The organism is Paenibacillus sp. FSL R5-0923, assembly GCF_038009145.1.
In the GTDB taxonomy this organism is placed as follows: domain Bacteria; phylum Bacillota; class Bacilli; order Paenibacillales; family Paenibacillaceae; genus Paenibacillus_AQ.
In genome coordinates, this window is the sequence record NZ_JBBPAT010000002.1 from 135,858 (window position 1) to 162,641 (window position 26,784).

Below are 26,784 nucleotides of genomic sequence, written 5' to 3' on the forward strand. Positions count from 1 at the left end.
AGGAATGGCTTTATTAAATCGTAAACTCATACAGCTTTTAAAGGATAACCATTTGAATAAGGAGATTTTTCACGGAGAATTTGGACTGGAAAAAGAAAATGTCAGAGTGGATCCAGAGGGAAGACTTGCGCTGACACCACATCCAAAAGCCTTTGGAAACAAGCTGGAGAACCCCTATATTCAAACGGATTTCTCAGAGAGTCAGGTTGAAATGGTGACACCCTCTTTTGATTCTATTGAAGAGACTTATAACTTTCTGGAGGCGCTGCAGGATATTGTGTCGCTAGAGCTTAATGAAGAATATCTGTGGCCGAGTAGTAATCCTCCCATGCTACCGAATGATAAGGACATTCCCATTGCCAGAATGGGTAATCCGGTAGAGGACGAGTATAGACATCAGCTAGCCGATAAGTATGGTCGTAAAAGACAATTGCTGAGTGGGATCCATTATAATTTCTCTTTTGATGAACAATTTCTAAAAAAGCTTCATGATATCGCTGATCCACAAGAGAGTTTTAAAGATTTCAAAGATGCGACCTATTTAAAAATAGCCCGCAACCTATTGCGATACCGCTGGCTTCTAATCTATTTAACAGGTGCTAGTCCTGTTTTTGATAAGACTTATATGGAGCAATGTGTGGCACGTGGTGAATCGGATGATGATAAAAGCTTCTATTATCTGAATATGAATTCACTGCGAAATAGCGAATGCGGGTATCGGAATGAAAAGCCTCTCTATGTATCTTTTGACTCGCTTACGGAATATGTACATGATTTACAAGCGTTGATAGAATCGGAAGAATTATTAAGTGTAAAAGAGTTCTATAGCCCGGTTAGAGTGAAGACGGCAAGAGGTAAACATCCGTTAGAGGAGCTGCTGCAGGATGGGATTGCCTATTTGGAGCTTCGTTTTATTGATCTCAATCCACTCTATAAAATAGGAATAAGCAAAGAATCAATGACTTTCATTCATCTGTTTATCCTGTATATGTTAATGAAAGAGGACGAACCGTTTGGAGTAGAGGATCAGAAGATGGCGAATCTTAATCATGATCAATTGATCATGGAGGGGATCAAAGGCTGTTTGCATGATTACGGAGATTCTTGCGGGACAATGGAACAGAAGGCTTTAATTTGTATGCAAGAGATGCAGGATATGATACAGCTATTGAACCCAGAGGATAAACAGTTCTCGAACGTTCTGAACGAAGCTAAGGATAAGATTCTAAATTCAGATCAGAGCTTTGCGGGAATTGTGAAGTCGGAAGTTCAACAATCCTCTTTTATTAAATATCATCTGAATAAAGCCAAACAATATGCTAAGGAAAGTCTTGCGAATGGATACCGATTTGTAGGATATGAGGATTTGGAGCTATCTACACAGCTTCTGCTGAAGGCAGCGGTTAAACGTGGGATTAAGTTCCAATTGCTCGATCGGGAAGAGAACTTCGTTGTACTTACGAAAGGCGATCATAAAGAATACGTTAAGCAGGCTACGAAGACATCCCTGGATTCTTACAGCACGGTACTAATTATGGAGAATAAAATTGTTACGAAGGAAGTTCTCAAACAACAAGGCATTCGTGTTCCCTCAGGTGAGGCATTTGGAGATCTGGAAGCGGCAATGAATGCATATGGCACTTATCGTAATAAGCGAATAGTGATCAAACCCAAATCAACCAACTTTGGACTCGGCATTACTATTTTTACAGATGATTTCTCCAAAGAAGATTATCAAAAATCCTTCGCAATTGCCTTCGAGCATGATCGAACAGTGCTGCTTGAGGAATTTATGACGGGGAAAGAATATCGTTTTCTAGTCATGGGCGATGAAGTAGTCGGAGTATTGCACCGGGTTCCGGCGAATGTGGTCGGTGATGGTGTACATACAATAGAAGAGCTGGTTCACGAAAAGAATAAGGATCCGCTAAGAGGTCGTGGCTACAAAACTCCGCTTGAGAAGATTCGGATTGGCGAAGCAGAAGAGATGTTTTTGAAGAATCACACTATGACTTGGAGCGATATCCCTCCATTGAATGAGATCATCTACCTGCGGGAGAATTCAAATATTAGTACCGGTGGAGATAGCTTAGACTTTACTGATGAGATTCCGGGCAGCTATAAAGATCTAGCCATTCAATCAGCTAAAGCTGCAGGGGCCACTATTTGTGGAGTAGACATGATGATTGATGATATTAGGGAAGAGGCGAAGGGTACCAATTACAGCATTATTGAGATCAATTTTAATCCAGCGATTCATATCCACTGTTATCCTTTTAAAGGCAAGAACCGCCAAGCGGATGAACGAATTTTGGATCTATTGTTTGGAGAATGAACAGAAGCTCAACCAGTACTTTTGGTTGAGCTTCTGCTTTTAAATGAGACAATTCGCTCATCCACCCGCTGCATATTAATGCTAGAAGTTACCCGCTGCCGCAACGCCACTAAAGTTTCTGGCTTGGACATTATTAAAGGGATCTGTTGCAGCAGCATTAGTGAAGATCTCCGCCGTGTACTGAATTTGACCTGCTGCGACCGCTGCTGGCGGTGGAACATCTACTGCTGTAAAGCCGAAAGCCTCGTTTTCTCTGCTGATCGCAACACCAAATGTTGTGGTGAAAATGATGGTTCCGTTTCTGCGAACATTAACGGTATTAGTGTTGAAAAGAGGATTGTTTTCTACTTTTAGAAATCCAGTCAAAAGTATGCGGACATTGCCTTGATTATCTGCCGATACGCCTGCGGTCTGAATACCAATATCCCCAAAAACAAGGGGAGTCGCTGCTAGTGGAATAACTGCTGGTGTAGCATCCGAAGCAGCTTGGTTGGAAAGTCTTAAATCTACAAACTGAATGGTCATATTATACTCACCTCCTAGAAATAGAATATGAAAGAGTAAGGTTCGATTCTTGGATTCGTATGAAATTCATCAGCTACCTACTTGTAGAGCTTGATTCCGACCCCTTGTGACACTCTTGTAACAGAGATTCGCTACGATAGGCTACGAGGTGAGAAAATGAAGAAATCTAAAGCTTTTATCGTGTTGATCTTATTGTTGGTTGTCGGATGCAGTTCGGTACCATCACAAGCCAATCCAGAACTGAAGAAGGAAGAGAAGACAGAAAGGAATGAGAAGTTAGCCTTCTGGGAGGGCCAGAGAAAAGGAACCAATTTCATGAATTCAAAATCTTTACCGGAAAACTATGATGCTGCCAAAGAGCAAAATATTGAATTCATTCGTTTGGCACCAGATAAATGGGCAAAAGACAGTGACTATTTATTTAATGACAAACCGGATGCGAACCCGGATAAAGATTTTCTAATAGGGAATGCAGATAAGTATGAAGGGATTGTTGAGGAGGATTTTGCCGAGTTAAAAGCGGACTTAGATGCAGCCGAGGCTCGGGGCTCCAAAGTGGTGCTGACCGTCCTCAGTCTCCCCGGAGATCGCTGGAGGCAGTTCAATAATTACAAAAATGATGACCGGATATGGAAAGATTTCAGTTATCATGAACAAGCGGCAGTGTTTTGGAGAGATCTAGCAAGCCGGTTGAAAGATCATCCTGCGGTAATCGGTTATAACCTGATAAATGAGCCACATCCAGAGACCGCCACGGGATTTAATGACTTCTGGACACAGGACTACAGCGAATGGTATAGCTCAGTAGAGAATACCCCTGCGGATTTGAATCTTTTATATGAGACGATAGTGACCGCTATTCGTACCGTAGATACGAAGACACCAATTATCGTAAATTCTGGGCTGTATGCTACACCTTGGGCCTTTAAATATTTAAAACCGATCGATGATGAGAATGTGTTGTATGCTTTTCATATGTACGAGCCTTACGAGCTAACCAGTCAAAATAAGAAAAAAGGGTTAACCTATGAATATCCTGGAACGATAAAAGTAGGAGAAGATAAAATGGAAAAAGCTTTTAACAAGGAAGCCTTAAAGGAATTTCTGGAACCTGTTGCGCAGTGGGCAAAGGAAAATAACATCCCCGCAAACCGGATTGTTGCAGAAGAGTTTGGAACGAATCGATTAGTAAAAGGTGCAGATCAATACATGGCTGATTTAATTTCGATTTTTGATGATTTCGGCTGGCACTGGGCGTTTTATGCTTTCCGCGAGGATACTTGGGACGGTATGGATTATGAATTGGGAAGTAAGCCCCCAACCTGGGAATATTGGCAAGCGATAGAGAATGGCGAACAGCCTCCTCGAAAAGTAGTCGATAGCCCGATATGGGAAGTATTGAAGAAAGGACTTGAAGGAAAGGAGTAAATGATGCTACTTGAACATTCTAATTGCGGATGATGAGAAACACATGACTACTATATTGAAGACTTATTTCGAAAAAGAGGGCTATAACGTTTGGGTAGCTATGGATGGGGAGGAGGCGCTGGAGCTCTTTTTTTCGAATAAGATCGACCTTGTGGTACTGGATTGGATGATGCCTAAGCGAAGCGGGATTGAGGTGTGCAATGAAATCAAGCAGGTTAGTTTAGCTAAGGTGGTCATGTTGACCGCTCGATCTTCCCATGACGATGAATTTAGCGCATTAGATATCGGTGCAGATGAATATATAAGAAAACCATTCGATCCACGGATTTTAATGCTGAGAATCAAAAAAATGCTGGGTACCGAAAAAGTAGCTGCTATACGGGACTTAGAAATTGATTTTGAGCGAAAAAAAGTGTTCAAGAATGGGGAGGAGCTGTCCCTATATAAAAAAGAGTTTGAACTGCTAACCTTCCTATACGAGAATAAAGGCCGGATTTTGTCCAGAGATTCTTTGTTATCTTCCGTTTGGGGGATGGATTATCTTGGTGAAGAGAGAACCGTGGATACACATATCAAAAGATTACGCGATAAGATTGGGGCTGACCACGTAATTACACACAGGGGAATGGGGTACAGCTTCCATGATAAAAATCAATAAAATAAGCACGAAGTTATTGATTATGGTAAGTATTATTCTGCTGATTGTATTTGGGACGTCCTATTCATTGCACAATTTTTTCTCGTCTGATTATTACCTTTACAAAATGAAAACCAAAATTAACGACATATATGACGAAGTAAAGGATCTCAGTCTGGATCAGCTCATGGAGAAAGAAACAGCGATCGAGAACAATAACAATGTAACGATAGTTAGGGTTGAGAACAACGGAAGCGCAACAATAATCAATGAGAACATTCAATTTGCGTTGTACAAAGATAAAGTGGCACTTAATAAGTTCTGGATTACGGAAGAAGTTTTGCAAAAGGTAAATGAAGGAAAAACGGTGAATCTATTATTTAATCAGGGGAAATTGAAGTCCAGCCTGTTAACGAAAATATATGAGCAGGATGGTAGCTTAATCCTCATCGGCACAGTGGTTGTGCACAATACAGATGCTTTAAACATCGTAAACCAATTCAGCTTCTATTCCATTCTTTTGGGGATTATTATCAGTTTGCTGTTAGTGGCTTATTTTTCGAGGAAAATCATTACTCCGTTAGAGCAATTGCAGGATGTAGCGAAGGATATCTCCAATCTTGATTTTAAACAAGTGACGATTAAATCGGGGGATGAAATCGAAGAATTATCAAAGAGCATTAACCAGATGAGTCAGCGTTTGAAAAGCGCCCATGCAGAGCTGGAAAAGAAAAATCAAAGCTTAAACACACTGATCTCAAGCATTTCACACGAGGTAAAAACACCGTTATCCTTAATCCAAGCGTATACGATTGGCATTCAAGACGATTTGGATGATGGTACGTATACGGATATCATTTTGGAACAGGTGAAGTATACGTCTGATATGGTGGATTACTTAATTAAACTATCCAAGATCCAAAAGACCGTAGTGCATAAAGAAAAATTCGATCTTAAAGAGCTTCTGCTCAAAGTGATCTCACAATATAATATTACGTTCAAAAATAAAAACCTGATCTTACAGACCGACTTCCATTCGGTTGAACGATCCATCGTTGAGGAGGATAGCAGCCAGATAGAAATTGTATTCAACAACTTAATTAGTAATGCCATTAAATATGGGGAAGAGAATGTCTTTAGCATCTCATTAGCGAGTGACATACACGATGCACTGAAATTCACCATTACTAATAAAACCACGCGCCTGAAAGAGGAGCATTTAGCGTATATTTGGGACCCGTTCTATGTCATCGAGGAGTCTCGGAATAAAGAAATCTCAGGAACTGGACTTGGCCTGTCTATTGTCGCGGAGATTCTAGCTAAGAATGATCTCAAATATGAAGCCACATTAGAGGATTCGTATATTAGTTTTAGTGTTTGGTTTGATGTTGAGGTTACAGAAAATAATTGCTAGTGGGAGGAAAATGTCCCTTAAGAAATCTTCAGTTACTGTTGCAACTCTTTCACTCTTAATCAACCTCATAATGAATATGTATCAGGCACTATCAATGATTAAATGTTTAGATTAGGGAAAGCCTCCCTAATTATGTGAGATTAATCGTGCTCCAAGCGATAATTAGGGAAAATCTCCCCAATTATCAGGGTGTTTCATTCATAAAGAGGGTATTCTCGTATTTATTAGGGAGGATTTCCTTAAAAGTCACAAATTGAGCCGATAATTGACTAATTTTAGGGAGGATTTCCCTAATCCGCAAAGTGGTGTGATGTGAAGCTTAATGCAATGCTAGTGGAATTGAATTGTAGCTCATAATAAATGAAGCACTCCTTCAAGGAGGATTCATTCGCTTTAAAGCTATCAGCAGAGACACGATTCTACACATAATCGTGAATGGTTTTTAGATTTAACCCATAAATATGGTGAAAAGTAACGGAGGGAATTTTGGAACTGTAGGAGCGGAGCGTTCGCCTTTGTCTCCGGATGTTATCCGCTGATAGCGGTGAAATCAAAAACATCTGGAGACAACAGCGACCGAAAGTCCAAACTTCCCGCAGTTACGTCCCGTCACCAGATTTATCGTATTATCTCCTTAGCCATCACCTAATCCATCACTATATCATCAATTCAGCTTCAAGATCGAAGCATTATCAACAAAAGTAGCTGTATTAAAGAGCATCAATGCATCCTTAATATCATTCTGAGCCATGTACTCGCTGATACTCCCGTTATAATAACGAATGTCGATCACGTGGATTTCCGGTACATGCTGAGTCAAAAAAGGGATGACACTATGCGCATAGGAGTCCTTGATGACGAGCAGCTTCTCCTGTTTGACCACTTTAGGATCAAGCTGACTTGTGATTTTCATAAGGGCATGAACGCCGCCTAGGAAATAAGAGTATTTATCTTTTTTCTCCAGATAGCTTGGATCGTACATACTTGTTAAAGTCTCACCCGTATCTACAATATGCATCTTGGTGGATACATCATGAACTGGCTTATACATTTGAATGGAATCTGGCGCCACTCCGTTAAATTGACTCCGCGTATGGTAGCTTCCAAGGAACGAATCGCTAACCGTCTCAATCTCGAATTCGCTCTGGGACAGAGGTTGCCATCCCATACTTTTAGCATAAGCTATGTAAGCCAAATAAGCGCCGTAGGTTGTCCAGTGATGATCGGTCCGATAATAAATGTCCTCTGCGGCATGAGGAGCAAGAACATTAAATCCATTTATAAAAGTAAGGCTATCCCCTACATCCTCAGCAATCGTTTGATTCACCTCGGCTTGCGAATATACGGGTGCTAACCAGGGCAGACGCTCGTTGTACAAGCCTACCGATGTCGGCGCAAGCAGAAAGGTCGTTTTGGCTTCCGCATTTTTATCGGCAAAACGCTTCACAGCCGCTGTATATTGCTGAACCTTATTGTGATCAGGTGCCTCAAATTTTTCGAATAAGTAGCCATCTTTCCCCTTATAAATTCCGTTATTCTCTTGCTGCAACCTCATTTGCTCCATCGCCGATTTCACCCATACCCATTTGGCGCGAAAAGGGAAGTGATCGGTTACGAAGCTTTCCGCCTCTTCCGCGTAGGTGTGGGATAATAAATTGTCCCATGTCAGTTGGGGAGCGCTTTGCAAATATCGGTTTTCTAGCTCAGAGAAACGTTGAAGTGGCAATAAGAAAAAGGTTATACCCACCAGAAACAGCGTCGCGACAAATCCTACCACTAGTATTCGATCCGTTCTCTGCTTCATAAACAATCACCCCCTAGAATCGGAAATATAAGAATGGGTTAAAGGTAGCATCCACTAAGTAAGCGACAGATAGGAAGAACAGCACACCATACCAAATCAGAGAAGGGATCGTTCTATCATCCATACGCTTGAAGAGTTTCAAAGGCACGGATGCTAAAGTTAGTACCACAAGTAGAATCGCGTTTGTGTAAGTGAAGTATAAAGTAGTGGTATCCCACAATGGCTGACCGTTAAAGCCGAGCATCGCTTGCAAATAACTAAGCACCAATGGAAGTTCTTCAAAGGCGAACAAGACCCATCCGACGAGAATAAGTACAATGGCATATAGATGCCTAACCCAGCGCGGTAGGCGGCTCAGTAGCTTTAATCCCCACCATTTTTCAAAGATAAGAATAACCCCAAAGTATAATCCCCAGAGTAGAAAATTCCAGCTTGCTCCGTGCCAGATTCCCGTCAACAGCCAGACGATGAGGATATTGCGCACTTGAATGCCTAAACCCCGGCGGTTGCCTCCAAGCGGGATATATACGTAGTCACGAAACCAACTGCTAAGGGAAATATGCCATCTCCGCCAGAAGTCGGTAATGCTCTGTGAAATATAAGGTTTGTTGAAGTTCTCGTTAAAGCGGAAGCCGAACATAAGTCCGAGGCCAATCGCCATATCCGAATATCCACTGAAATCAAAATAGATCTGAAAAGCAAATGCAATAATGCCAATCCAAGCGGTTAAAGCAGGCATGGAATCTAGATTGGAGCTGGAGATGGTGTGCCAGAGCAAACCGATGTTATTGGCAAGCAGCACTTTTTTGGCTAGTCCGATAATGAATCTTCGTACACCCTCTGCGAACATGGGGATATCCACCGAACGCGCTCGTAATTGCTCTGCAATGGTGTTGTATTGAACGATAGGACCGGCTACTAATTGTGGGAACAAGGCTACAAACGTACCGAAATCAATCCAATTTCGCTGTGCTTTAGCAGTTCCTCTGTATACGTCAATGATGTACGACATGGATTGAAAGGTATAGAACGAAATCCCAATAGGTAGTGGTAAATCAGTTAATGGGATATGAGTACCGAGGAGTTCATTTACATTTTGGATGAGAAAATCTGCATATTTGAAATACGACAATAAGCCCAGGTTAATAACCATAGAGCTAACCACAATCCACTTGCGCTGTACCTTAGTTAGCTTCGGTCTACTAAGAAGTAGACCAAAGCCGTAATCCGTAATGGTGGACAGCAACATAATTACAATGTAGACGGGTTCGCCCCAAGCATAAAACACCAGACTGCTTAAGAACAATATGAGGTTTTTGATTCGCCAAGGCGCAACATAGTAGAGTGCAAGGACAGCCGGCAGGAACAGGAATAGGAACAGGAGGCTGCTGAATACCATCGCTAATTATTTTTTAGTAAACAAGGTATCAAATTCAGTCACCAGCTGATCAGCACTCTCCGAAATTACGAATAAGATGTAATTGCCTTTTGTGACCAGCTTATAATTTTGGGCGTTCTCATACTGATCCGGAAGGTATTGTTCGAATTGCTTTTGAATATCAGTCGCACGCTCTTTGACGGCGGTTTCGACCGTAGAGATATCTTTTGCATCTTTAACTTTTAAAATGGCAATTTCGTTACTTTTCACATTCATCATTGGCATTCTAATGCTATAATCTTCAAGTAATGATGGAGCTAGATGGTACAGCTGAGCCACCATATCTTCTTCAACTTCCATTAATGAAGGCTGTTCCACTTTTGCGAGCATCTCGTCGATCATTTCTTTCGGCGTCAGATTGGTTTCGACAACGGCTTCATTGTTACTACTGGAACAGGCACTAAGCATTACACTTAATACAATAGTTAACGCTAGAATGAAGGTATGTTTTTTCAATTAGGTCACTCTCCTTGGTGTGTTTGATCTACGTTTCTCTAGTTAACTAACGTAAAGATTCTATAGAATGTTGCGGGACACTTTCTTTCGAATACTTTACCCCAATTTTGTGGAAATATGTTTGAAGGAAAAGGTCATGCAAAGATCTTCCTCTCTTAGCTTGCGCAATGGTTGGTTATACTGTTAATGTTAGATAGATAGTTTTGAATAGAAGGGGATTGAACGGAATGATCGAAGAACTGAACAATAATGGACTACCGGAGAATTACGAGGAATTAAAGAAAGCTGCCAACCGCTCTGCGGATTGGAGAGCCCGTCTAGAAGCTGTTGAAGAACTGGGACAGACTAACCACAAACAAATTATCGATATCCTGACGCGTTTAATGGAGAGCGATCCTGTATATACAGTTCAAGAAGCGGCTTACCTTAAACTGAAGGCATTCGGCGAAGATGTTAAAGCACCGTCCAAGAATAAACCGGAGCTAGTAAAAGGCGTATCCAAAATACTCCTGAGAATCAAGAAGAGCTTGCCAAGAGATCATTCGTACGAAGATTTCAAAGAGAAACTGAAGAAGATGAGAATCGACGTGTACGATATTTACGAAGGCGAAAAGGGCGCTGACTTTGATGCTTGGCTGATGAAGATGTGGAATTCCTCGAACAAGTAAAGGATGACAACATGCAAACTAACAAATTGACAGAACAATTTCAAGAATATCTTAAGCTTTCCGCTGACTTACGTCCTGACTATATTGCCAGCTTAGGTAACGGTGATAATGAAGCGGAGATTACGGCGATTTTTCCGGAAGCCCCTGAACTGCTGAAGGCCATTTATAACACAGTTTCGGGTACAAGCAGTGAGGAAGAAGAACCAAGTCTGATCGAATTTATTCCAGGATATCGTCTAATTCATATTAATGAATATGAAGCAGAGATGAAGATTTTAGCTGGAATATTGGAGGAAAAAGGCCATCAAGTGGATGGAGTTATCTTGCCGATCTTAACGAACTACGGTAGCGACTTCATTTGTTACTATAAATCTGCAGATGGTGTGGAACGTGTATGTGACCTGCTGCATGATTTTGGGGATCTGATTGTTATGTATGAATCACCTGAAAAGTTCCTGGAGACTTTATGTGAGTTCTACAAGCAGGAGGTTTATTTCCTGGATGAAGAGGGTTACCTCGATTGCGATTTAGTAAAAGAGGGCGAAGTAGGCGCGGCTTTAAACCCGGATGCGAAATATTGGTCCGAGTAACAAGCTGATACCCTATAAAGAAGAGCAGCAGTCCTATTATGGACTAGCTGCTCTTTGTTTATTAAATATCTACTGTTATGTTACTCCTGCGCAGCACGTTTCTCCTGCTCGCGAAGCTCTACTCTCCGTATTTTTCCGGAGGTTGTCTTCGGAAGATCTTGAATGAACTCGATTTTGCGTGGATATTTATAAGGAGCGGTCCACTCTTTAACATGGGATTGCAGCTCCTTCACAAGCTCTGGAGAAGCGGCGGTCTCATCTTTTAGTACAATAAAAGCTTTAACGATGTGTCCGCGGATTTCATCCGGACTTGCTACGACCGCGCATTCCTTAACCGAAGCATGTTTCATAAGGGCTTCTTCTACTTCGAAAGGACCTATGGTGTAGCCCGAACTAATGATAATGTCATCTCCACGGCCCTCGAACCAGAAATAACCCTCTTCATCTTTCCGTGCCCGGTCACCAGTTATGAAGAACTCGCCGTGAGTAGAGCTTTCTTTTCTGCCAGGGTCTTTGTAATAGGTATGGAATAACGCTGGCATGCTTAGGTGCACTGCGATATCTCCAACAACTCCAGCAGGTAACGGAATGCCGTCCTCATCTACCACTTCAATTAGACCAGGGGCAATAGACTTACCCATAGAACCTATTCGGATAGGTGTATCTTTGAGAGTACCGATAATAAGCGTACTTTCTGTTTGACCGTAACCATCACGAATCGTGATATTGAATTCACGCTGGAAGGTGTTGATAACCTCTTGATTCAAAGGCTCTCCAGCGGAAACCGCGCAGCGAAGGTGGGACAAGTCATACTGATTGAGATTTTCTAATTTGGCCATCAAGCGATATTCGGTTGGCGTACAGCATAATACCTCGATGTTGTGATCTTGTAACAACTGCAAATATTTTTTAGGATGAAAAGATCCACTATATACAAAGCCGGTCGCCCCGTTGCCAAGGACGGTTAGGAAGGGGCTCCAGATCCACTTCTGCCAGCCCGGTGCTGCTGTTGCCCAAACGGTGTCGGTTTCTTTGATATCGAGCCATTGAGGCGATGTGATACGTAAGTGAGCATAACCCCAGCCATGACTGTGAACGACTGCTTTAGGGTTGCCAGTTGTTCCAGAGGTATATGCCAAGATCGCCATATCGTCCCGGTGGCTTTCGACTGCTGTGAATTTATCTGGCTGATCAATCATTAGGCCTTCCAGATCTAGCCATCCATGACCGAGCTCGTCAGGGTCGCCGGATACGGAAAGACGGTAATCCAGAGCAGGCAGATCGTCCGAGATTTTATTAACTTCATCAGTGACCTCGGACCAGGCAATAACAGCTCTGGCTTCGGAATGCCGCAGACGATAAGATAAATCCTTTGCGCGAAGCATTTCTGATGAAGGGATAATGGCAAGTCCTAGCTTCAGACATGCTAAATAGATGACATAAGCGATGATTCGACGGGGAACCATTACAAGAACACGATCCCCTTGCTGAAGGCCGAGTGCTGCGAGCCCTCCGGCAAGCTGGTTAGCTTGCTTGCGAAGATCTCCGTAAGTGATCTCCTCGTAGTCTCCTTGTTCATTCAACCACTTAAGCGCAATCTTTTCCGGAGCATGACGTTCCATTTCCGAAGTGAGATTGTAGTACTCAGGTGCGATCCACTGCTGATTATTCAATATGAACCTCTCCTATATAAAACAAGATGTGTATAACTGTTATGCTTAGTATAGCACGTTATCCTAGTACCAGGTACTAGTACCTTGATGCCTAAATTTGATATCATAGGGTTCAGAAGGTTAAGATAACTTGTGTAAATATAAATCCAGAAAGTGAGAACTATGTTATGAATCACACAACTTTTGATGAAATATTCGCTATTATGGAAGCCTCTTTTCCTACCTCCGAGATCAGAACCTATGAGGGGCAACAGGAGTTATTGGATGTTCCACATTATCGATTGATTACCGAAGTGAATGCTGAGGGGAAAATCATTGCTTTTATAGCTTGCTGGGAGTTTCCAGGATTTCGATTTGTAGAACATATTGCCGTGGACCCAAGTATAAGAGGTGGGGGCATTGGTAAAAAGCTGATGGAAGAATATATCCGTCAGTCGGGCAAGCCTGTGCTTCTTGAAGTAGAGCCGCCACTGGGTGAAATGGAACAACGGAGAATTGGCTTTTATGAGCGACTGGGCTTCCATTTGAATCCTTATGCTTATGTGCAGCCCCCTCTGCGTGAGGGAAATGCGGATTTACCGCTTCAAATTATGACTTACCCTAACCCTGTCGATGTAGAAGAATTCAATCTTTATAGAGAAATTTTATATACAGAAGTGTATAAGGTTACAACGCCGTATCAAAGTTAATCTAACAGCAATCCGTACGATCCTTTTTAGGACAAGCGGGTTGCTGTTTTTATTTTTTTTGAATTAATGATATTTTGATTTTTTTAATTACAAAATGGGTACAAGTAAGAAACAACTTAGAGACATAATCTTATTTTGTTTGAGCTAAAGTAAGAACAAAGATGGAACTTTCGAGGAGGGCTTACTTATGAAAAACAAAAAAATAATTATAGCAACAATGGTGTTTGGGATGGTAGTCACAGGATCAGCCGGTGTGTACGCAGGAACTAAACTTCAGAAAATTACGGCATATCTCAATCACAGCATTGGATTTAAGGTGAATGGCACGGCTTATACGCCAGTTGATAATAAAGGAAATGCACTGGCACCAATTACGTATAACAATACAACCTATCTTCCTGTACGTGCGATTGCTGATGTGATGAAGGTGCCTGTGACCTTTGATGCGGTGAACAATCAGGTTATCCTTGGTACAGGAGGCTCGGTGACTGACACTATTTCTCTGACTCCTGTACAATACAGCAACACTCAGAAACAAGAGATTGTTAAAGCCTTCGCCAATTTCCAAGGTTTTGAAACAGCCTATGCACCTACTCAAATGGTGAGTGGAGACGCATTTCAAAAAGTAGTGGGTTCAGATGATGGTGTGAACTTTCTGTTTAAGCAGATGAAGGTGAACATTTCTCCTCGTGATTACGCTTACGAATATAAAGGTGAAACCGTAAAGCTCTCTAACGGAACCGAAGCTAAATGGTATAGTCCATCTACCGATTCGTTGTTCTTGACCTATAAACTGGATGATCGTTTTGTTACTATTAGTTCCCCGAATAAAACACTGAGTAAGACGCAATTAGAAAAAGTAGCAGTGAATGTAGTGAAATGGACGAAATAAGCCCTCATTAGCACTTATCTTTGTGCCTTAAAAAGTAAAGCAGCAAGTCTCCCATAGTTGGAGAGGCTTGCTGCTTCTTTGTCGTGTTTGGGAGCCAACGATTTAAACGCTTTTACTTACTGTGCTGTTTATTTGGCAGCTTTTGACTTGGTGTACTTTTACCGTGATTTTCTTTATTCTTTTCAGCTTTCTTTTGGGTGTCATGTACTTTTTCTACAAAAGCATGAGTATCGTCCATGTTTATCCTCCTTGATTGGCAACCTTGCCGTTACTGTAACCACTTTTGTAAGAATACATACACGATGTACTTTACAAACTTCTATGTTTATAAAGACATTGCGAAAATATTTAATAGTTACTATAAATGGATGCAAGCATTTCATAGAACAGTAAGGGAGACTGATTATGAATAGGTTATTTAAACAAGCTGTATCCATGACCTTAGCTTTCGTTATGGTACTGGGAATTACATTCACAGGAATACCAGCTTATGCTGAAGACAGCAATGGGGATGCTGGACTACTGCAATTACAATCGTTAGAGCCTGTTACATTATTGGCAGGGAATTCTACGTGGAAGTATCTAGATCACGGAACAGATCAAGGGACGGTATGGCGGTCCGTGTACGATGATTCAACATGGGCGTCTGGCCAAGCGCCGCTTGGTTATAAAGATAGTGGATCCGGAGTCAGCAGCAAGCAATTTGGTGCTCTGAACACAAATATAAGCTACGGTTCTAATAAGAGTATGAAATATCGTACTTCTTACTTCCGTACAAACGTAACGGTGAATAAGGAAGAGATTGCGAAATCCGATAAAATCTTGGGTAATTTCGCATTTGATGACGGAGCTGTACTATATTTGAACGGTAAAGAAATTTACCGTGAGGCTATGCCAGCGGGCGAAATTAATTTTCAAACAAAAAGTTCAACTAACTTAAGTGATCCAAACGAATATACCAAGGTAGACCTTACCGAAGTAGTAAAGGCTAACTTGAAGGACGGAAGTAATGAGCTTTCAGCTGAGGTGCATCAGTCAAGTGATGGTAGCTCTGACCTCTATTGGGATATGAACCTGATTGCTTATCCGGTAGTAGAGCCTGTAGAACCTGGAGTTGGTAAGCCTGAGTCCATCGCACTGACTTTTAACGGAAACCCTCAGACTAGTATGGGATTCAACTGGTATGCACCTGAGAGTGTGACGGGTACCAAGCTTGAAGTAGTAGAAGCTTCTAAATTAGTGGACGGTCAGTTCCCGGTAGGTGTTCAAACTTACGAAGGAACATCGGTTACAACAAGCGTGTATATGACCAAAGCGGATAAGTCAGCTAAAAAACCAGTTGTACTGACTAGCCATAAGGTCATTGCTGATCATCTGCAGCCGGGAACGGAGTATGCTTACCGTGCTGGGGATGGACAAGCTGACAATTGGAGTGACATCGGAACGTTTACAACAGAAAGCTCCAGTAATCAGGCATTTAAGTTCTTATATACAACGGACTCTCAAGGTACAACTGAAGGTGATTTTGATATTTGGAATCATACCCTTCAAGAGGGATTGGCTAAATTCCCGACAAGTGAATTCATTCTGAATTCCGGTGATTTGGTAGACAACGGTGATATTGAGGAACAATGGGGATGGTTCTTCAATAAACCAAAGGATATTCTAGCAAATATTCCATTGGTTCCACTGGTAGGTAATCATGAAAGTAAGAGTTATAGCAATTACACAACTCATTTTAATTTACCTAATGTCTCGAATACGGGCGCAAAACCAGATGGCTCGGTATATTCTTTTGACTACGGTTCAGCACACTTTATGGTTATTAATACAGAATATTATGGTGCTAGCTCGAGTCTTGAGAATAACGAAATTTACAAAAAACAAGTAGAGTGGCTGCGCAGTGAAGCCGCGAAAAGCGATCAGAAGTGGAAGGTTGTGCTTTTGCATAAATCACCTTATTCAGTTGCCAGTCACACAAATGATACAGATGTACTCTATTACAGAGCTAATTTGACAAAGGTATTTGATGAGCTTGGTATTGACATGGTTATCGGAGGACATGACCACACCTATACTAGAAGCTATCAAATGTACAACAATCAGCCGTTGACGGATATTAAGCCGGACAAAAACGGAGTGGTAACTGATCCTAAGGGTACGTTATACCTGATTACAAATGCAGCGGGTAATAAAAAATATAATGTTGGCGCAGGTCCGTTTCCTTTTGCAGCTAAATACGAGCAGCCTGGTAAGGAAATGTTCACAGGAATGACTGTAACGAATAATGATTTTTCATACGAAGCCTACACCACGACAACTGGTGGATCTACTGACTTGTATGATAAATACAGCATTCATAAGTCTGATGTAGCTGTTAAACCTGTGCAAAATGCAAAAGCTACTGTAGCAGATGGCGGTAAAATCACGTTAACTTGGGATGCGCCTGCATCCGGTGCACCGGTATCAGGATATCGCATTTATGAGCAAAATGATCTGATATCTGCAAACTGGACTCTCAGTGTTCCTAATACGGAAGGTCAAACTTCTTATAGTTACACTGTAGAAAATACTAATCCGAACCAAACCTATCAATTTGTTATCAAAGCGGTAAGTGACAGAACCAATTCAGAAGCTAAAATTGCTTCTACCGATTCTATCAAAAAAGTTACAGTTACCTTTAACGGCGACCCAGTGAGTGCAAAAGGATTCACTTGGTACACAGCGTTGAAATCTTCAGGAAACGACCTGCAGGTTGTAGAGAACACGGGCGTTACTCCAGACTTTACAAAAGCTGCTGAGTTTACAGGACGTTCAGCTGTTTCCAGAAATTCAAAGGATGAATTAGTTCATAAAGCTGAAGCTTCTGGCCTTAAGGCTGATACGAAATACTACTTCCGTGTAGGTGATAAAGCACTGGGATTGTGGAGTGCAGTGGGAACTTTCGAAACAGCTGCTAAGACAGGTGCATTTACTTTCATCGATCTGGCGGACACACAAGCTAAGACCGAAGATGAGGCTATTCTTTCTGGAGAAACGATGGCAAAAGCACTTACGACATTCCCGAATGCTGAGTTTGTGGCGATTAACGGAGATATCGTAGATACTGGAACCAATGAATCACAATGGAATTGGTTGCTTGGCCATTCGCAGGAAACCTTGCTAAATACGACTATTGTTCCAGTTGCGGGGAACCATGAGGATAAAGCGAATGCCTTCTATGAGCACTACAATATTAAGGAAGCTGCAGGCTCACCAACAGAAACAGGAGCATACTATTCCTATGATTACAGCAATGCGCACTTTGTAGTCTTGAACACGAATGAGAATTCGGATGAATATGCTAACTTCAGCAAAGCACAGTTGGATTGGATGAAGGCCGATGTAAAAGCAGCGAAGGCTGCTGGAGCGAAGTGGATTATCGTCGCTATGCATAAAGGACCATACACAACCTCTAACCACGCTACTGACAAAGATATTATGGGCGCAAATGGAGAAAGAGCGAAAGTCGCTCCAATGATGGCTGAACTGGGTATTGACCTGGTGCTTCAAGGTCACGATCATATCTATGCACGAACCAAGCCAATCAAGGCTGACGGAACTGCAGCAGACACAGTGAAAATCAAGGAAAGCTTCAATGGTCAAACGGTAGAGTACACAGTAAACCCAGATGGAACAATCTATCTGATTCCAGCTACGGCAGGAGCGAAGGTTTACTATAAGAACATGAAGAAAGAATTGGGAGATGCTTACTATAATCTCTTTGAAGTAGCCAATGAGAATACAGCAGCTAAATACGGAGCGGACCCAAGTGATGCTACGCGTCCAATGCGCGGTCAAGTTCAGACCTTTGTTGGTATCACTGTAGATGCAGGGAAGCTGACAGCTGTATCTTATGAGATTGATCAGAATGTTAATGAGGCTAGACCATATGTTCTTGAAGAGTTCGGTATTGTTAAGGGCGATGAGAATGGTGGAGTTACACCGACACCGACACCGACACCAACACCAACACCAACACCAACACCAACACCAACACCAACACCAACGCCAACGCCAACGCCAACGCCAACAACAGAGCCGACAACAGCACCAACAACAGCACCAACAACAGCACCAACAACAGCACCAACAACAGCGCCAACAACAAAACCGACAGCAACACCAACAGCAACACCAGTACCGACAACGGCGCCTTCACCAACTGCGACGCCAGTTAGTAAGCCATCTTTAACGGATACTAGCAATCACTGGGCGGCTGCTGTTATCGAGAAAGCAGTAGCAGCTGGCTTCGTTAGTGGTTATCCGGATGATACTTTCCGTCCGAATCAGAAAGTGAATCGGGTTGAATTTATCACAATGCTGGCACGTGCATTACAATTGCCGGAGAATGGTGACACTTCAAGCTTTAAGGATTCTGCGAAGATTCCAGCATGGGCTAAGTCTTTTGTGGCACAGGCTGTATCTCTGCAAATTATCAGTGGCTATGATGATGGAACATTCCGTCCTACACAGGAGCTAACACGTACAGAATTAGCAGTTATGGTTGTTCGCGCTCTTGGTATTACGGTAGATCCTAAAGCGACATTAACCTTCAATGATGCTAAGGATGTACCAGCATGGGCAGTGCCGTATATTGCAGCGGCAGCGAAATCAGGCCTTGTGAATGGTGTAGGGCAGAATAAATTTGCACCTAACCAGAAGGCAACAAGAGCAGAGGCGGTTACCATAATCCTTGCATTATTAGAAAAAGGGCAGAAGTAATCTATTATCTGCGTGAAATGAACTCAAGCTTAGCTTGTATCGAACAAAGGGGTCTCAGCTTATCTGCTGGGGCTCTTTTGTGTTTATTGCTTTTTTTATAAGAGGCCATCACTTTGCCAAAACATCACTAAGGAAGTGGATTATTATGATGAAGAAGTAACAGAATACAAAATAATATGAATTTTAAAATAATGCTTGCAATGAATCTCTATACATGATATATTCTAAGTCCGGCCAAGAAATACACATGCCGAGCTCGAAAAAGAAGTTAAAAAAAGAGCTTGACATTAAATGGCCGAACGTGATATAGTATAAGAGTTGCTGCTGAGACATTAAACGGCGCCAACGAGAACTTGATCTTTGAAAACTGAACAACGAGTGAGTAGGGAATCACGAAAGTGAAATCCAAAATTAGAGAATTAATTTTCTCGTCAGATGTTTCAAAATGAGCATATCGCTCTTTTCAATACTAATTGGAGAGTTTGATCCTGGCTCAGGACGAACGCTGGCGGCGTGCCTAATACATGCAAGTCGAGCGGAGTTATTTTGAAAGCTTGCTTTCAAAATAACTTAGCGGCGGACGGGTGAGTAACACGTAGGCAACCTGCCCCTTAGACTGGGATAACTACCGGAAACGGTAGCTAATACCGGATAATTTCTTTTTTCTCCTGAAGAAAGAATGAAAGACGGAGCAATCTGTCACTGAGGGATGGGCCTGCGGCGCATTAGCTAGTTGGTGGGGTAACGGCCCACCAAGGCGACGATGCGTAGCCGACCTGAGAGGGTGAACGGCCACACTGGGACTGAGACACGGCCCAGACTCCTACGGGAGGCAGCAGTAGGGAATCTTCCGCAATGGACGAAAGTCTGACGGAGCAACGCCGCGTGAGTGATGAAGGTTTTCGGATCGTAAAGCTCTGTTGCCAGGGAAGAACGTCCGGTAGAGTAACTGCTATCGGAATGACGGTACCTGAGAAGAAAGCCCCGGCTAACTACGTGCCAGCAGCCGCGGTAATACGTAGGGGGCAAGCGTTGTCCGGAATTATTGGGCGTAAAGCGCGCGCAGGCGGTCATTTAAGTCTGGTGTTTAAACCTTGGGCTCAACCTGAGGTCGCACTGGAAACTGGGTGACTTGAGTACAGAAGAGGAAAGTGGAATTCCACGTGTAGCGGTGAAATGCGTAGATATGTGGAGGAACACCAGTGGCGAAGGCGACTTTCTGGGCTGTAACTGACGCTGAGGCGCGAAAGCGTGGGGAGCAAACAGGATTAGATACCCTGGTAGTCCACGCCGTAAACGATGAGTGCTAGGTGTTAGGGGTTTCGATACCCTTGGTGCCGAAGTTAACACAGTAAGCACTCCGCCTGGGGAGTACGGTCGCAAGACTGAAACTCAAAGGAATTGACGGGGACCCGCACAAGCAGTGGAGTATGTGGTTTAATTCGAAGCAACGCGAAGAACCTTACCAGGTCTTGACATCCCTCTGAATCCACTAGAGATAGTGGCGGCCTTCGGGACAGAGGAGACAGGTGGTGCATGGTTGTCGTCAGCTCGTGTCGTGAGATGTTGGGTTAAGTCCCGCAACGAGCGCAACCCTTAACTTTAGTTGCCAGCAGGTTAAGCTGGGCACTCTAGAGTGACTGCCGGTGACAAACCGGAGGAAGGTGGGGATGACGTCAAATCATCATGCCCCTTATGACCTGGGCTACACACGTACTACAATGGCCGGTACAACGGGAAGCGAAACCGCGAGGTGAAGCCAATCCCATCAAAGCCGGTCTCAGTTCGGATTGCAGGCTGCAACTCGCCTGCATGAAGTCGGAATTGCTAGTAATCGCGGATCAGCATGCCGCGGTGAATACGTTCCCGGGTCTTGTACACACCGCCCGTCACACCACGAGAGTTTACAACACCCGAAGTCGGTGGGGTAACCCGCAAGGGAGCCAGCCGCCGAAGGTGGGGTAGATGATTGGGGTGAAGTCGTAACAAGGTAGCCGTATCGGAAGGTGCGGCTGGATCACCTCCTTTCTATGGAGAATCGTCTTCTGCAATGAAGACATTCAAATCGGAAGTTAAACTTCCAAATCTCAGGTTTAGGCCTGTTACTCACTCGTTGCTCAGTTTTGAGAGTTTAAGCTCTCAGTAAGACTTGATCCTTGAAAACTGGATACCGAAACGAATTTGCGTTTTAGAACATCTTTTAGCAACTTGTGTAAACAAGTAAATGTTATTAGTGAGATTTTTCTTAGGAAAAATCAAGGTTAAGCTAATAAGAGCACACGGAGGATGCCTAGGCGCCAGGAGCCGACGAAGGACGTGGCGAACAACGAAACTGCCTCGGGGAGCTGTAAGCAAGCTTTGATCCGGGGGTGTCCGAATGGGGAAACCCAGCTGTGGTAATTCGCAGTTACTCATCTCTGAACACATAGGAGATGTAGAGGCAGACCAGGGGAACTGAAACATCTAAGTACCCTGAGGAAGAGAAAACAATAGTGATTCCGTCAGTAGCGGCGAGCGAACGCGGAACAGCCTAAACCTAAGAGCTTGCTCTTAGGGGTTGTGGGACGTCTCACATGGAGTTACAAAGGAATATGGTAGGTGAAGAGGTCTGGAAAGGCCCGCGATAGAGGTAAAAGCCCTGTAGCCTAAACTGTGTTCTCTCCGAGACGGATCCCGAGTAGTGCGGGGCACGTGAAACCCCGTATGAATCCAGCAGGACCATCTGCTAAGGCTAAATACTACCTGGCGACCGATAGTGAAACAGTACCGTGAGGGAAAGGTGAAAAGCACCCCGGAAGGGGAGTGAAATAGAACCTGAAACCGTGTGCTTACAAAAAGTCAGAGCCCTATCTATGGGTGATGGCGTGCCTTTTGTAGAATGAACCGGCGAGTTACGTTTAACATGCAAGGTTAAGTCGAGAAGACGGAGCCGCAGCGAAAGCGAGTCTGAATAGGGCGACTCAGTATGTGGACGTAGACCCGAAACCGTGTGATCTACCCCTGTCCAGGGTGAAGGTGCGGTAACACGCACTGGAGGCCCGAACCCACGCATGTTGAAAAATGCGGGGATGAGGTGGGGGTAGCGGAGAAATTCCAATCGAACTCGGAGATAGCTGGTTCTCCCCGAAATAGCTTTAGGGCTAGCCTCGGTATAAGAGTAGTGGAGGTAGAGCACTGATTGGGTGCGGGGTCCGCAAGGATTACCAAGCTCAGTCAAACTCCGAATGCCATATACTTATTGCCGGGAGTCAGACAGTGAGTGCTAAGATCCATTGTCAAAAGGGAAACAGCCCAGACCATCAGCTAAGGTCCCCAAGTGTGTGTTAAGTGGGAAAGGATGTGGAGTTGCACAGACAACCAGGATGTTGGCTTAGAAGCAGCCACCATTGAAAGAGTGCGTAATAGCTCACTGGTCGAGTGACTCTGCGCCGAAAATGTAACGGGGCTAAACACACCACCGAAGCTATGGCTAGATACGTATGTATCTGGGGTAGGGGAGCGTTGTATGTGGGTTGAAGGTGTACCGTAAGGAGCGCTGGACAGCATACAAGTGAGAATGCCGGTATGAGTAACGAAAAGATCAGTGAGAATCTGATCCGCCGAAAGCCCAAGGTTTCCTGAGGAAGGCTCGTCCGCTCAGGGTAAGTCGGGACCTAAGGCGAGGCCGAAAGGCGTAGTCGAAGGACAACAGTTTGAAATTACTGTACCACCGTAATCCGCTATGAGCGATGGGGTGACGCAGGAGGGTAGTGACGCGGACTGATGGATATGTCCGTCTAAGCAGTGAGGCTGATGTGTAGGCAAATCCGCACATCATTAAGGCTGGGCTGTGATGGGGAGCGAAAATTACAGTAGCGAAGGTCATGATCTCACACTGCCAAGAAAAGCCTCTAGCCAGGAGAAGGTGCCCGTACCGCAAACCGACACAGGTAGGCGAGAAGAGAATTCTGAGGCGCGCGGAAGAACTCTCGTTAAGGAACTCGGCAAAATGACCCCGTAACTTCGGGAGAAGGGGTGCCCCGGTAGTGTGAATAGCACGAGGGGGCCGCAGTGAAAAGGCCCAAGCGACTGTTTAGCAAAAACACAGGTCTGTGCGAAGCCGCAAGGCGAAGTATACGGGCTGACGCCTGCCCGGTGCTGGAAGGTTAAGGGGAGTGGTTAGGGGTAACCCGAAGCTATGAACCGAAGCCCCAGTAAACGGCGGCCGTAACTATAACGGTCCTAAGGTAGCGAAATTCCTTGTCAGGTAAATTCTGACCCGCACGAATGGCGTAACGACTTGGGCGCTGTCTCAACGAGAGATCCGGTGAAATTTTAATACCTGTGAAGATGCAGGTTACCCGCGACAAGACGGAAAGACCCCATGGAGCTTTACTGCAGCTTGATATTGAATTTGGGTACGATCTGTACAGGATAGGTGGGAGCCGTAGAAATCGGAGCGCAAGCTTCGGTGGAGGCGCCGTTGGGATACCACCCTGATCGTATCTAGGTTCTAACCTAGTACCCTTACCGGGTACGGGGACCGTGTCAGGCGGGCAGTTTGACTGGGGCGGTCGCCTCCTAAAGAGTAACGGAGGCGTTCCAAGGTTCCCTCAGAATGGTTGGAAATCATTCGAAGAGTGCAAAGGCATAAGGGAGCTTGACTGCGAGACCTACAAGTCGAGCAGGGACGAAAGTCGGACTTAGTGATCCGGTGGTACCGCATGGAAGGGCCATCGCTCAACGGATAAAAGCTACCCTGGGGATAACAGGCTTATCTCCCCCAAGAGTCCACATCGACGGGGAGGTTTGGCACCTCGATGTCGGCTCATCGCATCCTGGGGCTGAAGTAGGTCCCAAGGGTTGGGCTGTTCGCCCATTAAAGCGGTACGCGAGCTGGGTTCAGAACGTCGTGAGACAGTTCGGTCCCTATCTGTCGTGGGCGCAGGAAATTTGAGAGGAGCTGTCCTTAGTACGAGAGGACCGGGATGGACGTACCGCTGGTGCACCAGTTGTTTCGCCAGAAGCATGGCTGGGTAGCTACGTACGGACGGGATAAGCGCTGAAAGCATCTAAGCGTGAAGCCCCCCTCAAGATGAGATTTCCCAATTAGTAAGACCCCTTGAAGACGACGAGGTAGATAGGTTGGAGGTGGAAGTGCAGTAATGCATGGAGCTGACCAATACTAATCGGTCGAGGGCTTATCCTATACTTAAAACGCAAATTCAATTCGGATTCAGTTTTCAGGCGACTCAAGCCTGAGCATTTACGATGTAAATGCCCGTTTGGTGGCGATAGCGGAGGGGTTCCACACGTACCCATCCCGAACACGACCGTTAAGCCCTCCAGCGCCGATGGTACTTGGACCGAAGGGTCCTGGGAGAGTAGGACGTCGCCAAGCGGACAACCACATTACCCGTGGTATTTTTTTTGCCCTTAATATTGATGTGTCTTAAAAAGGGCCTTTAGCTCAGCTGGTTAGAGCGCACCCCTGATAAGGGTGAGGTCGGTGGTTCGAGTCCACTAAGGCCCACCATATTCCCTGATAGCTCAGTTGGTAGAGCACTCGACTGTTAATCGAGTTGTCACAGGTTCGAGTCCTGTTCGGGGAGCCATTTATGGAGAGGTGTCCGAGTTTGGCCGAAGGAGCACGATTGGAAATCGTGTAGGCGCCACAAGCGTCTCGAGGGTTCGAATCCCTCTCTCTCCGCCACAAAGTTTATTAGCATGGCCCGTTGGTCAAGGGGTTAAGACACCTCCCTTTCACGGAGGTAACATGGGTTCGAATCCCATACGGGTCATAACATGGAGGCTTAGCTCAGCTGGGAGAGCATCTGCCTTACAAGCAGAGGGTCGGGGGTTCGATCCCCTCAGCCTCCACCATATTCATTTAAGAACGACGCGGGGTGGAGCAGCCCGGTAGCTCGTCGGGCTCATAACCCGAAGGCCGCAGGTTCAAATCCTGCCCCCGCAACCAAATTTTCCTTAAGCATGATGTTTTGGGACTAGCTGGCGTAGTGTAAATGAATAGTATATAATTATTAAATGACGCGGGGTGGAGCAGCCCGGTAGCTCGTCGGGCTCATAACCCGAAGGCCGCAGGTTCAAATCCTGCCCCCGCAACCAATTTACTCTTATGCATTATGTCTATGGAACCGTGGTGTAGTTGGCCTAACATGCCTGCCTGTCACGCAGGAGATCGCGAGTTCGAATCTCGTCGGTTCCGCCATTTAGTTAATTATTGTTGGGGATTAGCCAAGCGGTAAGGCAACGGACTTTGACTCCGTCATGCATAGGTTCAAATCCTATATCCCCAGCCATTTATGAGAGCCATTAGCTCAGTTGGTAGAGCACCTGACTTTTAATCAGGGTGTCGAAGGTTCGAGTCCTTCATGGCTCACCATTATTTTTAAAGTGTGCGCGTGTGGCGGAATGGCAGACGCACCAGACTTAGGATCTGGCGTTTCACGACGTGGGGGTTCAAGTCCCTTCACGCGCACCATATTTTGCGGAAGTGGCTCAGCGGTAGAGCATCGCCTTGCCAAGGCGAGGGTCGCGGGTTCGATTCCCGTCTTCCGCTCCATAATTTTTGCGCCCTTAGCTCAGCTGGATAGAGCGTTTGACTACGAATCAAAAGGCCGGGAGTTCGAATCTCTCAGGGCGCGCCATTTTTATTACTAAGTAATTACATGTTTTGACGGGATGTAGCTCAGCTTGGTAGAGCACCTGGTTTGGGACCAGGGGGTCGCATGTTCAAATCGTGTCATCCCGATTTTATACCTTTGCGGGTGTAGTTCAATGGTAGAACTTCAGCCTTCCAAGCTGATAGCGTGGGTTCGATTCCCATCACCCGCTTATAATTAAGAAACATCTGTCTATTATAGGCAGGTGTTTTTTTGTATAGTTACATTCATATGGATACAATAGAACTTAGGGCTTTTAGTTGAGGAGGTAGCAATGTTTGAATTTGAAGCTAAATTAGTGCGACCTGATGCAAGTGGGAGCTGGACTTATCTTAACGTCCCTTTTGATGCCGAACAAATATTTGAAACAAAGTCCAGAATACAGGTAAAAGGAAGTGTAAATGGAATCCCCTATAGAGGAACGCTTATGCCCCATGGAAACGGAAAGCATTTTATGGTGGTAAAGAAAGAACTACGGGATCTAGCCAAAGTTCAACCTGGTGATATTGTGCGTGTGACGATGGAGCAAGATCATCAATTACGGGAGGTAGAAGCCCCAGAGGATTTCCTTGATGCGCTGAGTAGCCATGAGCAGGCAGAAGCTTATTATAACGGTCTGGCTTATTCTTATCAGAAGGAATATGTATCTTGGATCGAAGCGGCGAAAAGACCTGAAACCAGAACATCTCGTATCGAAAAATCAGTCAGTAAACTGGCTGAAGGATTGAGGCTCAAATAAAAGTATGAAGAAGTGCTTAGCAGGCTGAATAGATGAACAGCGTCCTCTTCCATAAGATTGGAAAGGGACG

At 44.4% G+C, this 26,784-nt stretch carries 16 protein-coding genes, 15 tRNA genes and 3 rRNA genes; 28 read left to right on the forward strand and 6 right to left on the reverse strand.

The genetic code is table 11. The features are described 5' to 3' along the window. The first annotated feature begins 4 nt into the window (after positions 1 to 4). Positions 5 to 2,335 carry a bifunctional glutamate--cysteine ligase GshA/glutathione synthetase GshB gene (gshAB, locus tag MKX35_RS25650; RefSeq protein ID WP_076300311.1) on the forward strand — a complete coding sequence of 777 codons (2,331 nt, stop codon included), beginning with the start codon at positions 5 to 7 and terminating at the stop codon, positions 2,333 to 2,335. Between the two features lie 81 nt (positions 2,336 to 2,416). On the opposite strand, the gene MKX35_RS25655 is transcribed toward gshAB, so the two are convergent. Further along, positions 2,417 to 2,860, reverse strand: a complete 444-nt coding sequence (locus MKX35_RS25655; protein ID WP_076286168.1) for a hypothetical protein — start codon at positions 2,858 to 2,860, stop codon at positions 2,417 to 2,419. 156 nt (positions 2,861 to 3,016) lie between these two features. Here MKX35_RS25655 and MKX35_RS25660 point away from each other — a divergent pair, with 156 nt between their 5' ends. The 3 genes from MKX35_RS25660 to MKX35_RS25670 are packed head-to-tail and all read left to right on the forward strand — an operon-like array spanning position 3,017 to position 6,339. Continuing rightward, entirely contained in the window at positions 3,017 to 4,288 is a 1,272-nt protein-coding gene (locus tag MKX35_RS25660; protein WP_076300312.1) for a glycoside hydrolase family 5 protein, read from the forward strand. A gap of 10 nt (positions 4,289 to 4,298) precedes the next feature. After that, complete coding sequence (locus MKX35_RS25665; protein WP_076300313.1) at positions 4,299 to 4,946, forward strand: response regulator transcription factor; 648 nt, start codon at positions 4,299 to 4,301, stop codon at positions 4,944 to 4,946. Beyond that, entirely contained in the window at positions 4,930 to 6,339 is a 1,410-nt protein-coding gene (locus MKX35_RS25670; RefSeq protein WP_076300314.1) for a sensor histidine kinase, read from the forward strand. The genes MKX35_RS25665 and MKX35_RS25670 overlap by 17 nt, the downstream gene beginning before the upstream one ends. Before the next feature lie 664 nt (positions 6,340 to 7,003). Here MKX35_RS25670 and MKX35_RS25675 read toward each other — a convergent pair. The 3 genes from MKX35_RS25675 to MKX35_RS25685 are packed head-to-tail and all read right to left on the reverse strand — an operon-like array spanning position 7,004 to position 10,037. After that, entirely contained in the window at positions 7,004 to 8,143 is a 1,140-nt protein-coding gene (locus tag MKX35_RS25675; RefSeq protein WP_076300315.1) for a DHHW family protein, read from the reverse strand. Between the two features lie 13 nt (positions 8,144 to 8,156). Then, entirely contained in the window at positions 8,157 to 9,542 is a 1,386-nt protein-coding gene (locus tag MKX35_RS25680; protein ID WP_076300316.1) for an MBOAT family O-acyltransferase, read from the reverse strand. Positions 9,543 to 9,548: 6 nt separating this feature from the next. Beyond that, positions 9,549 to 10,037: a DUF4358 domain-containing protein gene (locus tag MKX35_RS25685; protein WP_042184975.1), complete on the reverse strand. Its 489-nt coding sequence runs from the start codon at positions 10,035 to 10,037 to the stop codon at positions 9,549 to 9,551. Between the two features lie 227 nt (positions 10,038 to 10,264). Between MKX35_RS25685 and MKX35_RS25690 the strand changes: the two genes are divergently transcribed. Continuing rightward, positions 10,265 to 10,705, forward strand: a complete 441-nt coding sequence (locus MKX35_RS25690) for a HEAT repeat domain-containing protein (RefSeq protein WP_042184977.1) — start codon at positions 10,265 to 10,267, stop codon at positions 10,703 to 10,705. An 11-nt stretch (positions 10,706 to 10,716) separates the two neighbouring features. Further along, complete coding sequence (locus MKX35_RS25695) at positions 10,717 to 11,295, forward strand: hypothetical protein (RefSeq protein WP_076300317.1); 579 nt, start codon at positions 10,717 to 10,719, stop codon at positions 11,293 to 11,295. Between the two features lie 80 nt (positions 11,296 to 11,375). Here the strand turns inward: MKX35_RS25695 and mbcS are convergent, their stop codons facing one another. Further along, complete coding sequence (mbcS, locus tag MKX35_RS25700) at positions 11,376 to 12,971, reverse strand: acyl-CoA synthetase MbcS (RefSeq protein ID WP_076300318.1); 1,596 nt, start codon at positions 12,969 to 12,971, stop codon at positions 11,376 to 11,378. Between the two features lie 164 nt (positions 12,972 to 13,135). Here mbcS and MKX35_RS25705 point away from each other — a divergent pair, with 164 nt between their 5' ends. Beyond that, complete coding sequence (locus MKX35_RS25705) at positions 13,136 to 13,657, forward strand: GNAT family N-acetyltransferase (protein ID WP_076300319.1); 522 nt, start codon at positions 13,136 to 13,138, stop codon at positions 13,655 to 13,657. 187 nt (positions 13,658 to 13,844) lie between these two features. After that, positions 13,845 to 14,549 carry a hypothetical protein gene (locus MKX35_RS25710; protein WP_076287050.1) on the forward strand — a complete coding sequence of 235 codons (705 nt, stop codon included), beginning with the start codon at positions 13,845 to 13,847 and terminating at the stop codon, positions 14,547 to 14,549. 112 nt (positions 14,550 to 14,661) lie between these two features. Here MKX35_RS25710 and MKX35_RS25715 read toward each other — a convergent pair whose 3' ends face one another. Continuing rightward, positions 14,662 to 14,787: a DUF4023 domain-containing protein gene (locus MKX35_RS25715; protein WP_052404154.1), complete on the reverse strand. Its 126-nt coding sequence runs from the start codon at positions 14,785 to 14,787 to the stop codon at positions 14,662 to 14,664. A 167-nt stretch (positions 14,788 to 14,954) separates the two neighbouring features. Here MKX35_RS25715 and MKX35_RS25720 point away from each other — a divergent pair, with 167 nt between their 5' ends. The 20 genes from MKX35_RS25720 to MKX35_RS25815 all read left to right on the forward strand — a co-directional run bounded on the left by MKX35_RS25720 (position 14,955) and on the right by MKX35_RS25815 (position 26,714). Continuing rightward, positions 14,955 to 19,313 (forward strand): S-layer homology domain-containing protein, encoded by a 4,359-nt coding sequence (locus MKX35_RS25720; RefSeq protein ID WP_081383003.1) that lies wholly within the window; start codon positions 14,955 to 14,957, stop codon positions 19,311 to 19,313. A gap of 470 nt (positions 19,314 to 19,783) precedes the next feature. Then, positions 19,784 to 21,341, forward strand: a 16S ribosomal RNA gene (locus tag MKX35_RS25725). 231 nt (positions 21,342 to 21,572) lie between these two features. Beyond that, positions 21,573 to 24,501: ribosomal RNA gene (locus MKX35_RS25730) — 23S ribosomal RNA — on the forward strand. 75 nt (positions 24,502 to 24,576) lie between these two features. Next, a 5S ribosomal RNA gene (gene rrf, locus MKX35_RS25735) occupies positions 24,577 to 24,693 on the forward strand. Together the 16S, 23S and 5S rRNA genes with 15 tRNA genes alongside form the textbook arrangement of a ribosomal RNA operon. A 58-nt stretch (positions 24,694 to 24,751) precedes the next feature. Further along, positions 24,752 to 24,828, forward strand: a tRNA-Ile gene (locus MKX35_RS25740). 3 nt (positions 24,829 to 24,831) lie between these two features. After that, a tRNA-Asn gene (locus MKX35_RS25745) sits at positions 24,832 to 24,907 on the forward strand. Between the two features lie 5 nt (positions 24,908 to 24,912). Next, a tRNA-Ser gene (locus tag MKX35_RS25750) sits at positions 24,913 to 25,005 on the forward strand. A 16-nt stretch (positions 25,006 to 25,021) separates the two neighbouring features. Beyond that, positions 25,022 to 25,093: transfer RNA gene (locus MKX35_RS25755), tRNA-Glu, on the forward strand. A 6-nt stretch (positions 25,094 to 25,099) separates the two neighbouring features. Beyond that, positions 25,100 to 25,175, forward strand: a tRNA-Val gene (locus MKX35_RS25760). 17 nt (positions 25,176 to 25,192) lie between these two features. Then, a tRNA-Met gene (locus tag MKX35_RS25765) sits at positions 25,193 to 25,269 on the forward strand. Positions 25,270 to 25,341: 72 nt separating this feature from the next. Continuing rightward, positions 25,342 to 25,418, forward strand: a tRNA-Met gene (locus tag MKX35_RS25770). 25 nt (positions 25,419 to 25,443) lie between these two features. After that, positions 25,444 to 25,521, forward strand: a tRNA-Asp gene (locus MKX35_RS25775). Positions 25,522 to 25,537: 16 nt separating this feature from the next. Next, positions 25,538 to 25,612 (forward strand) — tRNA-Gln (locus MKX35_RS25780). Between the two features lie 7 nt (positions 25,613 to 25,619). Beyond that, positions 25,620 to 25,695: transfer RNA gene (locus tag MKX35_RS25785), tRNA-Lys, on the forward strand. Between the two features lie 15 nt (positions 25,696 to 25,710). Then, positions 25,711 to 25,794 (forward strand) — tRNA-Leu (locus tag MKX35_RS25790). A gap of 6 nt (positions 25,795 to 25,800) precedes the next feature. Then, positions 25,801 to 25,875: transfer RNA gene (locus tag MKX35_RS25795), tRNA-Gly, on the forward strand. A gap of 8 nt (positions 25,876 to 25,883) precedes the next feature. After that, positions 25,884 to 25,960 (forward strand) — tRNA-Arg (locus MKX35_RS25800). A 30-nt stretch (positions 25,961 to 25,990) separates the two neighbouring features. Beyond that, positions 25,991 to 26,064, forward strand: a tRNA-Pro gene (locus tag MKX35_RS25805). A 12-nt stretch (positions 26,065 to 26,076) separates the two neighbouring features. After that, positions 26,077 to 26,147 (forward strand) — tRNA-Gly (locus MKX35_RS25810). Positions 26,148 to 26,249: 102 nt separating this feature from the next. Beyond that, positions 26,250 to 26,714 carry a YdeI/OmpD-associated family protein gene (locus MKX35_RS25815; protein ID WP_076299072.1) on the forward strand — a complete coding sequence of 155 codons (465 nt, stop codon included), beginning with the start codon at positions 26,250 to 26,252 and terminating at the stop codon, positions 26,712 to 26,714. Positions 26,715 to 26,784 lie beyond the last annotated feature (70 nt).